The organism is Pseudomonas sp. Leaf15, from assembly GCF_001421425.1.
In the GTDB taxonomy this organism is placed as follows: Bacteria; Pseudomonadota; Gammaproteobacteria; order Pseudomonadales; family Pseudomonadaceae; genus Aquipseudomonas; species Aquipseudomonas salomonii.
The window spans coordinates 481,358-492,335 of record NZ_LMKI01000034.1; the positions used below are offsets into that span (position 1 = coordinate 481,358).

11 protein-coding genes are annotated in these 10,978 nt (G+C 52.9%); 8 read left to right on the forward strand and 3 right to left on the reverse strand.

Going from position 1 to position 10,978, the window contains the following annotated elements:
• Positions 1 to 175: 175 nt before the first annotated feature.
• Together ASE80_RS25830 and ASE80_RS25835 are read right to left on the reverse strand one after the other, a co-directional pair.
• A complete protein-coding gene (locus ASE80_RS25830; protein ID WP_056861409.1) occupies positions 176 to 1,819 on the reverse strand; it encodes a GMC family oxidoreductase in 1,644 nt (547 codons plus the stop codon).
• A 256-nt stretch (positions 1,820 to 2,075) separates the two neighbouring features.
• Entirely contained in the window at positions 2,076 to 3,035 is a 960-nt protein-coding gene (locus tag ASE80_RS25835) for a LysR substrate-binding domain-containing protein (RefSeq protein WP_236708868.1), read from the reverse strand.
• A gap of 149 nt (positions 3,036 to 3,184) precedes the next feature.
• Here ASE80_RS25835 and ASE80_RS25840 point away from each other — a divergent pair, with 149 nt between their 5' ends.
• From ASE80_RS25840 to ASE80_RS25850, 3 genes are all read left to right on the forward strand, one after another.
• Entirely contained in the window at positions 3,185 to 4,042 is an 858-nt protein-coding gene (locus ASE80_RS25840) for an SDR family NAD(P)-dependent oxidoreductase (RefSeq protein ID WP_056861411.1), read from the forward strand.
• Positions 4,043 to 4,044: 2 nt separating this feature from the next.
• On the forward strand, positions 4,045 to 4,788 hold the full coding sequence (locus ASE80_RS25845) for an SDR family NAD(P)-dependent oxidoreductase (protein ID WP_056861412.1): 744 nt from the start codon (positions 4,045 to 4,047) through the stop codon (positions 4,786 to 4,788).
• A gap of 122 nt (positions 4,789 to 4,910) precedes the next feature.
• Positions 4,911 to 5,492, forward strand: a complete 582-nt coding sequence (locus ASE80_RS25850; protein ID WP_177336541.1) for an NADPH-dependent FMN reductase — start codon at positions 4,911 to 4,913, stop codon at positions 5,490 to 5,492.
• Between the two features lie 247 nt (positions 5,493 to 5,739).
• On the opposite strand, the gene ASE80_RS25855 is transcribed toward ASE80_RS25850, so the two are convergent.
• Positions 5,740 to 7,359 carry a methyl-accepting chemotaxis protein gene (locus tag ASE80_RS25855; protein WP_056861413.1) on the reverse strand — a complete coding sequence of 540 codons (1,620 nt, stop codon included), beginning with the start codon at positions 7,357 to 7,359 and terminating at the stop codon, positions 5,740 to 5,742.
• A gap of 467 nt (positions 7,360 to 7,826) precedes the next feature.
• On the opposite strand from ASE80_RS25855, the gene ASE80_RS25860 reads away from it, so the two are divergent.
• From ASE80_RS25860 to ASE80_RS25880, 5 genes are all read left to right on the forward strand, one after another.
• The gene (locus ASE80_RS25860; protein ID WP_056861435.1) at positions 7,827 to 8,432 is read left to right on the forward strand and encodes an RNA polymerase sigma factor; all 606 of its coding nucleotides are present in this window, start codon (positions 7,827 to 7,829) and stop codon (positions 8,430 to 8,432) included.
• A gap of 247 nt (positions 8,433 to 8,679) precedes the next feature.
• Complete coding sequence (locus ASE80_RS25865) at positions 8,680 to 9,282, forward strand: hypothetical protein (protein WP_015371108.1); 603 nt, start codon at positions 8,680 to 8,682, stop codon at positions 9,280 to 9,282.
• A 29-nt stretch (positions 9,283 to 9,311) separates the two neighbouring features.
• Positions 9,312 to 9,626 carry a hypothetical protein gene (locus tag ASE80_RS25870; protein WP_015371109.1) on the forward strand — a complete coding sequence of 105 codons (315 nt, stop codon included), beginning with the start codon at positions 9,312 to 9,314 and terminating at the stop codon, positions 9,624 to 9,626.
• 99 nt (positions 9,627 to 9,725) lie between these two features.
• The gene (locus tag ASE80_RS25875; RefSeq protein ID WP_032883549.1) at positions 9,726 to 9,932 is read left to right on the forward strand and encodes a hypothetical protein; all 207 of its coding nucleotides are present in this window, start codon (positions 9,726 to 9,728) and stop codon (positions 9,930 to 9,932) included.
• A 413-nt stretch (positions 9,933 to 10,345) separates the two neighbouring features.
• Positions 10,346 to 10,903 carry a hypothetical protein gene (locus tag ASE80_RS25880; RefSeq protein ID WP_082463683.1) on the forward strand — a complete coding sequence of 186 codons (558 nt, stop codon included), beginning with the start codon at positions 10,346 to 10,348 and terminating at the stop codon, positions 10,901 to 10,903.
• The last annotated feature ends 75 nt before the right edge of the window (positions 10,904 to 10,978 follow it).

Genomic DNA, 10,978 nt, shown 5'->3' on the forward strand with positions numbered 1-10,978 from the left:
GCAGTTGCGGCGCTGTTTCGGCCAAACTTCTAATTTGCAATTTATCGTCTATTGACGGCGTTTGCTCAACGGTCTCCGTATATTTTATTCAATTTCAGATTATGGTTCTTATTGCAGAGTTCGGCTTTAGCGATCCAATCATTGATGCTCCAGTTTTACGCTGCGTTCGGGGAAATTATCGAGTCAGGTGGGCACCAATGCGTTCGGCTAGCATGATAGTAGTAAGATTTGTCGCCACCGATGGGATATCCGGGATGATAGAGGCATCCACAACACGCAGTGCCGCGATACCTCGCACCGCGCCCCAATTGTTGACTACGGCGGCCTTGTCACCGTCCGCGCCCATCGGCACGCTCGACGTGGGGTGCTGATAGCCGGCGACATTGTTTACGATGTTTTGTCGCAAAGCCTTGCCTTCAAGTACGCTGCTACCCGGTGTCATTTCATGGTCAACCAAGTCAGCAAACGGTGCACTGCGGCCAATCTTGCGAGACAGTTCTACAGCTTCGACCATGCGATCCAAGTCATTTTCCTGTTCAAAAAAGTTGTACCGAATGTTCGGCGCAACTCGGGGGTCACGGCTGGTCAAGCGTACGCTACCGTTGGATTTAGGTAATGTGACGGCGCATGCCAGCACTATCGCACCGCCGGTAGGGCTTGCCTTTGGGTCGATCAGGTGTGTACCGGAGATATGTAAGTCCAGATCGTCCGGTGCGGCGTGTTGCGAACGAGTCCAGGCGATGGCGCCGCCGGCTGGGGTCATAGCAATTGCGGAGGTCTTCAGCGCGTAGACGTTGAAGAAAAACGGATGTTCTTGCAACCGTTCACCTACCGGTAGATCAGCGACGGTGGCGATTCCCATCTCGCGAAGATGGCCTTGTGGGCCGATACCGGAGCGTAGCAGGATAGCGGGGCTGCCTATGGCACCGGCCGACAAGATTACTTCGCCGGCTGGAACTATCTCGCCGTCTACTAGCAATACACCTATGGCGCGTTCTCGTTCTATCAGGACGCGGTCGGCTTCAGCGTGGCCGCGGATAGTGAGGTTGGCGCGAGCCCGCACGTCTGCACTCAGGTAAGCCATGCCGGTATTGATTCGGGTGCCGTTGATGACATTCAACGGGTAGGGACCTACGCCGTGCTGGCGCGCGCCGTTGAAGTCATCCACGAGCGGCAGTCCAACTGACTCGGCAGCCGCCACGAAAGCACGCATTGAGATAGTATTCTGCGCAGCAGTGCGCTGACGCACTGGAAATGGGCCGGTACGGCCATGCCATGCATCTTCGCCAGTTGGCGTGTTTTCCATCGCTCGGTAGGCGGACAGCACTTCCGGCCAAGCCCAACCTTCGATTCCGCGTCCGGCCCAGCGCGCAAAGTCGGCAGGACGCGCACGCATCGCCACAGCAGCATTGACCGCGGAGCTACCACCGATCACTCGGCCGCGTGGGATGGCTATGTCGTGACCTATCCGAGCTGAGTCGTCACTATGGTAATGCCAGTCGTATTCGGGAGAGGCGGCAACTAGGTCGGCGTTCGTCAGCACTGCTGGATACCGGTCGGGCGCAAAGTCGGGACCTGCGTCGAGCAGCAGCACACTGCGCAGCGGGTCGGCACTGAGACGTGCTGCAAGGACGGCACCGGCAGATCCACCACCGACGATCACCACGTCAAACTGCTTGCCAGTCCGAGGGGTCTCTTTAGTTTTACTGGAGCTGCGCGTTGCACTAGAGGCAAACGTAGCAGCGCCTGCCGTCATTGCAACCAGCACTGCCTGTGCTCCCAAAGCTATCGCGCCGCGTCGTGTGATTGTCAAAGTCATAGATTCCAGATCAGGTATCGTTAGTGCCGTCGAGGATGAGAGGCAAGAAACCATGGTAGGAACGCGTACCTGACCCAGCAAGACGGGGTTTCTGGAATCTGTGTCCGGTGGAATGGACGTCGAGAACTCCCCCTATCTTCGGCGCCTACCCGCTCGGTAGTGCCGCCGTAGTTGCTGTATTCGGTAAAAAAATGTGCTGTATTCACGGAGAAGCCGCTGCAACGATTTGCCCAGCGTATTAAGGATGGCTTTACAGCTAGAGGATCTTGGGAAACTCCGAAGCCAAGTGATCCAAGAAAACACGTACTGACGGCAGTAATCCTTTGCGGGAAGGTACCAGTGCAGTGATCCTGGCATCGCCAGCTATCCATTCGGGCAGAACTCGATGAAGCTCACCACGCGCAACGGCCGCCCGCGCGATGTAACTCGGCAGGGCCACAATCCCAAGCCCGCTGATAGCTGCATGTTGCAGGCTGAGCATGTCCTCGCTTTGCAGCCGCGGCATGATGGGCACAGCAATTTCTTCGATCGATAAAGTGACATGGCGCAACCGCCAGTTCATGGGGGCATTAGCTCGCGCAAAGAAAATCGAGGCGTGGCTGCTTAGCTCCGCTGGCGTGGCCGGTGCGCCATGTTCGGCCAGATAGCTTGATCCGGCGAACAGAAACCAGGGAGCGACCCCGAGCATGCGCTGGACAAGATCGGAGTCCGGCAATGGAGCCTCATGCGCCCGGATGGCGACGTCGTAATTTTCGCCAACAATATCGATGGTTCGATCGGCTGCATGAGCGACCATATTGATCTTGGGATAGACACGAAGGAATTCAGCGATCATGCCCGCCATGGCGAAATTCATGGTCGCGACTCCAGCGGTACACCGGATGGTCCCGACGGGCTCCAACAACCGCTGACGCACTGACATTTCTGCCATCTCCGCTTCTCGCAGCGCGGCCAGCGCGTGCTGGTAAAACTCTTCTCCTGCCTCGGTCATACCGAAGCGACGCGACGTTCGGCTGAGCAAACGCACACCTAATTCGCCCTCCAATTGTTGCATGCGGTGGCTAAGCGTTGACTTGGGCATACCGGTACTTGCAACTGCGGCAGTAAACCCACCGCGATCGACCACATTGACAAAAATAAACAGATCGTTCAGGTCCAGCCGATTCACGTATGGCCCAATCATAGGAAGGCAATTTTTAATCTTGAAGAGTTCCAAGGGTACCGTCTAGAACTATGTGGTTATTTGGCAATGTTTCGCTGGGAAGGAGCGTCCAATGAGCGGGAAGTTGAATCTGGCCAAACCGGCTTGTTGGGGGGAGGCCCAATACCTAACATCCGGTGAATAGCCAAACCCCGGAGCAGAGAATGAAATCAATAAATGGCAAAGTCGTCCTCGTTACTGGTGCCTCATCGGGATTGGGGCGCGAGTTAGTGCATCAACTGCTGGAAAAAGGTGCGCTAGTCGCAGCCACCTTTCGCAAGCAAGAAGAAGTGGATTTCTATAACGGTAAACATGCTGCGCAGGGCATGGGCGTTTTGGTAGACGTGACAGACGATGTGGCGGTCAAAACGGGTGTGGCCCAGGTGCTGGATCACTTTGGACGTATCGACATTGTCGCCAACTGTGCGGGTGCTGGCACAGTGGGTGCAGTTGAAGAAATGACGGATCGAGAAGCGCGGCGTGTATTCGATCTGAATTTCTTTGGCGGCCTGAACATCATTCGCGCTGTAACCCCTGCGATGCGCAAGCAGCGCAGCGGGCACATCATTCAATTCTCCGCAATCGGTGGCTTCATTGGCTACCCGGGCATGGGCGTGTACTCGGCCGCTAAGGGCGCTACTGACATCCTGGGGGAAGCACTGGCAGGTGAACTTGCACCCTTTAACATCGCCACGACTGTGTTGACCATCGGTGTATTCGAGACCCAATTTGCGGGTCGCTCACTGGCTTACGTCGAGCAAAAAATCGATGACTATGAAGGCACACCCGTCGGTAAGTTCCGTGTAGCTATAGGTGGTCTGCAAGGTAAGCAGCCGAATGTTCCAGGAAAAGGGGCTTTGGCGATTATCAACCTGATGGAGGCGGATCATCCACCCGTACACGCGGCCTTGGGTGCCGATGCGATGGGCGGAATGCGTGCAAAAATGGCCAAAGTCGAGCAGGAACTTGTCCAGTGGCAGGGCAACGCAACCTCTACAGAACGCAGCATCAACGGAATCTGATCATGCGAATGACCAACAAAGTTGTACTGATTACCGGCGCATCGCGCGGGCTCGGATTATCCCTGGCACGTCGTTTTGCCAGAGAGGGGGCTTCCGTTGCGTTGACGTACAACACTGACGCTGCCGCAGCCGACCGAAATGTCGAGGCTCTCGTTGCTGAGGGCGCTCAAGCAATGGCCATCGGGGGAGACATCAGCGACCCGGACGCTGTCAAAGCCATATTCGCAGCAGTGCTGGCTCGATTTGGGCGCATCGATATTGTCGTGGCCAATGCCGGGCGGGAGCTTATCGACACACCGATCACGGAAATCGATAACGCGATGTTCGAGGCTGTCACCAAAACCAATGTGTTTGGCACCTTCTATACGCTTCGCGAAAGTGCGCGCCATGTTACCGATGGTGGACGCATCATCGTGATTTCGTCCACTACGACGATCGTACCGAACGCAGGCTTCACCGCGTATGCCGGAAGCAAAGCCGCCGGCCGGCTTTACGTTGAATGTCTCGCGCAGGAAATGGGCAAGCGTAACGTCACGGTGAACGGTGTGGTACCGGGGCCGCTACGTGACGCCGGTGTCATCGCAAACCTTCAGGAAAATGACTATCAGGCATTGGCACAGTTGTCGCCATTTGCGCGCTTGGGCTCTGTCGCCGATGTCGAAGGCGCCGTGCTTTTCCTGGCAAGTGACGATGCAGCTTGGATTTCCGGTCATCACCTGGTTGTCAACGGCGCCGCCAAAGTATAGGGCAGACCCACATGACCAGGCGGTGGGGCAGTCCTCATCGTTCGGCCACCGTTCGACGTCCGTTTTTTTGTTCTTTTCAAATTGATTACCCCCTTTAAAGCCACTTAAATCAAGGTCCCATCATGTTGCCTAAAAAGATTGCCGTCATTGTCGGCAGCCTGCGCAAAGAGTCGTTGAACCGCCTATTTGCTCAAGAAGTAATCGCGCTTGCGCCACCGAGCCTTTTATTAGAAATAGTCGAGATCAATGAACTGAATCTGTTTAACCAAGACTTGGAAGAAAACGGTAAGAGTGCCCCTGAAGCCTGGACTCGTTTTCGCCAAAATATGGCGTCGAAAGATGGAGTACTGTTTTTCACTCCCGAATACAACAGGTCAGTTCCTGGTGTATTGAAGAACGCCATTGATATTGGTTCTCGCCCTTACGGCGAGTCTGTGTGGGCAGGCAAACCCGCAGCTATCGTAAGCGTATCGCCCGGTGCCAGCGGCGGCTTCGGTGCTAACCATCATTTACGTCAGTCTATGGTATTTCTGGACATGCCACTTTTGCAGCAGCCGGAAGCGTATATCGGTGGGGCGACAAGGCTACTGGGGCCAGGCGGAAATTTGAATGACGACGGAACTACTCAGTTCTTGAAAAAATTCATTGACGCCTTTGCTGCATGGGTCGAAATCAATACCGCCAAGTCAACGGGTTTAATCTAGGGTGCTAGAAACTCTCTGCTTTGGCTGATCTAAGGCGTTGTATGAGTCGTCTCAGGTTTCACGTACGGCCTTAGTGTCCGCTAATGGCCGATTGCCGCCCTTCGCAACGGGCAGCAATCGGCCAAAAGCGGAAGTTCGGTTTATAGGAGTTGCCTGGTGTTGCGACGATTGCAGCAATTTAGGCTACTCAACCTGTCATTGAGTGGCTAGTCTGAAGCTAACCATCAGCGCCCCCAAAAAGCCTTTGTCACACGACAAATCGGTTAACTAACTGATTCAGGTTAACCGCTAGCTTTGACATCTCACCACAGGCACTCGCAGTTTGGGCGGCTCCAGCAGCACTCTGTGTTGCAAGTTCACGAATGCTGACCAGGTTTCGATCAACTTCCCTAGCGACGTGAGATTGCTCTTCAGAGGCTGTCGCGATCATTAGGTTGCGTTCGTTAATTTGAATAATGCCCGTTGATATTTGATCCAGTGAGGTACTGGCCTCTTGGGCAACACCAAGAGATTCGGTGGCCAGGTCTCTGCTTGTATTCATCGCCTTCACGGCTAGGTCAGAATCACTCTGAATAGCAGCAATCATCTGCTCAATTTCCTGAGTCGACACTTGGGTGCGGTGGGCTAATGCCCTTACTTCATCAGCGACCACTGCAAATCCACGACCTTGCTCGCCAGCTCGCGCGGCCTCGATAGCGGCGTTTAACGCCAACAGGTTGGTTTGCTCTGCAATTGCCCGAATCACCTCGACTACTTTAGTGATGCTTTGGGCACGATCTGACAACCCTTGAATCTGTTGGCTTGTGTTTTCGACGTTACCGTTCAGCTTTTGAATTGACTTTAACGTCTGAGCCACACGCGCCAAACCTACCTCAGTGTAACCCTGGGTCCGCTTTGACTCTTCGGAAGCTGACTCCGCGTTGCGAGCGACCTCATCAACTGCCGCACTCATTTCTGTGACCGCTGTTGCAGCCTGATTGACTTCATCGTTCTGGGAAACAAGGCCCCGGCTTGACTCTTCAGTAACCACTGTCATCTCCTCCGAAGCTGAGGCCAACTGGGTGGAAGAATCGGATATCTGCATAATTGTGGCACGCAGGTTTGCCTGCATCTGCGCCAGAGCTTTCAACAGTCTCCCAGCCTCATCAGTACCGCTGACCAATACCTCTTTGGAGAGATCACTAGCCGCGATACGCTCTGCCACAGACAGGGCATCGTTAATCGGAGAGGTAATACTTTTCGTGAGTACAAAAGCCAACCCTGCCGTCAAAATAACCACGCCCGTTATAAGTCCGATAACAAGCCAGAAACCATTGCTATAGAGATCGGTTGCGGTTTGCCCTGCCTGCGCTGCGCCTTCGTTATTAAAGTTGGTCAAGTCTTTAATTTGCTGCTCCATTGTATTCGTGAGCGGGCGAATGCTTGTACTTACTAGATTGACCGCTGTGGCGACGTCACCTTGCCTCATCAAAGGTTCGAGAATATCTAGTTGTTTGGAATATGCATCGGCGCTGTTTTTTACCGGTGTGTAAAACGAGCGCTCTTTATCACTTGCTATCAGAGGATCATAGTTTGCCACCGCATCGGTTAACGCCTTGCGATAGCCGGCGAAGCTTTCAATGTTCTTTTGAATGGACTGAGGATCGGCAATGGCTCGCTGGGTTTCGAGCCTCAGGCGAAGTGTCGCTTTGTCCATCAAAGCCGTTTGTCGGATACTGGCCATCCAATTGAGTTCAACGTCTTTTTCGGCATCCCTAAGCTTGCCCATTTGCAGGACTGCGAATACGCCGAGTACAAAAACAAGAACGATGATTGAAGCGAAAAACAGGGCAGCTCGTGGAGCTAAATTGAGGTTTCTGACGCGCATACGACGTTCCTGCTTTCCAATGATTGTTGAGATACTCAAAAGGCTATCGACCCAAAGCTGAAAACTTGAAGCGCGTCGTCGAAAGGTGAAGTGAATGGTCCCTAGTTTCTTAGACACCTATGAGCAGATGCTTTTGGCCGGTTTCTGCCTATGCTGGCGGCGGGAGGGATACCGTCACTACACGACCCAAAGCTGACGGTGGGCTTAGGCAGAGATCGGCCAAAAGCAGCTGCCAGCCGCATGCGTCTTGACAAGCAGCGGCGCTTCACTCCTTCCACATTTAATTATCTTCGCTGTGCATCTAGTGAATGGGTTGATCCGTATGTGCTCTTGAGGGCTCGAGTGCGATGAGTATTCGAGATTAGCAAGCGGTGCAGTGCGATGAGCGGTTAGGTATTTCATGATCCGAACCGTCATCTCTGCCAAGGACAGCTACGATCATGATACGACCACAGTTAGGTACTGCCATGAACGCCAAGGATGACGCTCATTTTTTGGACCGCCTATTGCGCGGAGAACAAGACGCATATCGTGATTTGGTGTGCACGCATCAGGGAGCCATGAAGGCCATAGCTTATGGAATCGTGGGGCGGCACCATGCAGATGACGTAGTGCAAGAGGCATGGCTAGCGATTGTGAAAGGCATAGGCAAATTTCAAAGACGATCTAGCTTAAGAACCTGGATGATGGCCGTCACGTCCAATACGGCGAAGTGCCGATATAAAGCTCGGCGAAGTGAGTCGAATTGTATTCCATGTACCTCGTTGATTGAGGGAGGAGGCGTTTTAGTCGTAGGTGATTATTTCTACACTCCTTCCGTGGTATCGCATGAAGATAGCCCTGAAGCGCTTCTGAGCGAATCCGAGCTATATGCTCGCATCAACATTGCTCTCGAGACTCTACCGCAATTGCAGAGAAGCGTATTGATATTGAGGGAGCGCTCTGGGTTGGATCTAAACGAAATTTCTACGCTTCTTGGGATATCGCTGACTAACGTAAGAGTGCTATTGCACCGAGCTCGTTTAAAAATTTTTTCTGCAATAGCGAAGTACCAGTCCGCTATTGATATGTGAGCATTAGGAGGATTTTTCCAATGGTCTGGATGACTGATTGAATCGCCCCGATTTTCATAGACGCTTTCAAGTTTCTAGGAAGGGCTGCTAACCCTGCGTAACTGTCCGCTTTTGGCCGATTTCTGCCTGTCGCGACCGGTTGAAACCGATATCGCCGCGACGATTCAGCCACAAAATTTTCAGCCTTTACGCAATGCGCCTCCTCTTTTGCTGTCTGTAACCCTGACTCCGCAAAAGGAAAGGCTTCATGTCGATACGCCCTCTGCTCTGCCTGCTTGCATTGCCGTTGTTCGCAGGCTGCCAGTTTTTGCCCCATACCAACTACTTTACCGCGCCCGAAAACGAGCCCAACCCTGCCTGGGTACGTATCGTCGACTACACGCAGCACGCCGAAATTTACCAATACGAAAACGGCAAACGTTCGGGCGGCGCCGTTCGCACCGGCCCCCTGCCGTTCACCCACACACAGGACGTGGGCATGCCAAAGGCAGGGCAAGACCTTACATGGGACTATTACGAAACGCAGATCCGACCCGGTATCGAAACGCAAGTGGATCTATTCTGGGAGGGGACACGCACTCGTTCCTGCTATGTCTCGACTAAGTTCACGCCCCAAGCCGGACGCTATTACCAGTTCAGGCTGACATCCGGCTCATCAGGCAACTGTAGGTTATACGCATCACTGATCGAGCGCGACAAGGAAGGAAGCGGTTGGCATCTCACGCCAAACCCGCAGGTGACCTATAACGGCGATGGACCGACGGCCAAAACCCATTACGAGAACAGCCGCTTTGAGAACCCCAATTATCGTCCACCCGCGGATCTCTATCCGGGGATAGACGTTTACTAAACAGGTAAACGACTACAAGGAATCGTTGATTGGCTAGCGCAAAATACTTCCGAATGATCGGTGAGCGAGCCTCAGAGGATCTGTTTGCATGGTCGGCATTTGTCGTGCAAACAGAATTCCTATGGCAAGACACGGCGTCAGTCCAGGACGCCGTCGCTTGGCAGCGTGTTTGGTTCGAGCTGGAAATACTCAACGGGCTTGCATTGGCGCAATGGGAGGATGAGGGAAAGCCTGATAACTGGTCGTGCCGCTGGAACGCCGACTATCGACAAGAAGCGGCGGTCCTGGCGAATGAGTTGTTGGAGCTGCTGTGCGATGCAGTCTGTTCAAAACATGCCGAATAGAAACTCGGCTGCTCAATGAACCTTTGTCTTTGGGGACTTGTCATTACGAAAATGGGCATGACCCGGTATATCCGGCTAGACCTGTCGCAAGGTGAGTATATGGAAGACATAGATGATTTTAGATTTAGATGCCACGAGCTACTAGTTGAGCTTGATGCCGCCAATACCAAAATGATGATGATGGTGGTCTCGAAGAGAGTTTCAGGGCCTGATTGGGATGAGGAAGTCAAAAAGCATCATGAAGCATACAAGGCCTGGAACTCTTTTCTTCATCCCGTTACCGTCCCTCCAGACGATCAGCATTAGTTCTTATTAAGTGGCCAGAAGGTTCCCGAACAATGGGGCTGGGCACGACCAAGTGTTGTAAATGCTTCTATCGTATCGGGCCGGAATCAGTCTGGGGTATCGCCATTGCCAGCTTTGAGTCGAAAGCGGCTTTTAGTAAATGGCGGCTAATGGCCCAGAGTGTGTAAAAACGCTTCACCAAAATTTAAGTGTCCGCGTCTACGTCAAATCTGAAATTTATCGGTACGTCAGCAGATGTGGATTTTGCGTAGAAACGCGATTTTCGGTTCGGTTTTGAGTACCTGTCGCGCTCAAAAACGTTTTTCCACAGCCTCGGCCAAAAGCAGCCATTCATAGTCCCTTAAGGTATAGGGATGCTAACCTCGCTAGGCCAAACTGAGGCAAGGCAACTGAGAGATTCCGGGGATCAAAAAATGGAAGAAACACTCTCCTCTACATTTATGCGCACCAAAGGGAAGCCCATAAGTTTCAATGGAAAAACTATCGTTGCGATAATGGAGATCAAGATCACAGAACCCAGAACCGTCTTTTCAGTTCGTCGATTGGGCGCTACGAACGGTCGAGTGCAAGGATTGGCATTAAAGATGATGGGCGGGMAAATCGTCGTCGAAGGCTYTGGCAACGGCTGTCCCGAAATAGTTTTGTGGTCTGATACCAGTCCCGATGCTTTGGAGATAGAAGTGTTTTCTAAAGGTGGAAACGTTCTAAAAATCTGGACTGGCAACGGCTGTCCCGAAATAGTTTTGTGGTCTGATACCAGTCCCGATGCTTTGGAGATAGAAGTGTTTTCTAAAGGTGGAAACGTTCTAAAAATCTGGAACGTCTGGAAGAGCGCTTTTGGCATGAATGCATGGGTTGGCAATGCTGGAATTCACGTCCACGGGACCGATGGCACGATGACGTTGGAATGTAGCGACGGGGTGGGTGATGTCGACTTCTCCGATTATGTGGTTGTTGTGGAAAAACGATAATGCACGGAGTTATGTCGGCTTTGGGTCGTCTTCGGCCCGTCGCGAGATGGAAGAAAACGACCCAATACAGCCGGC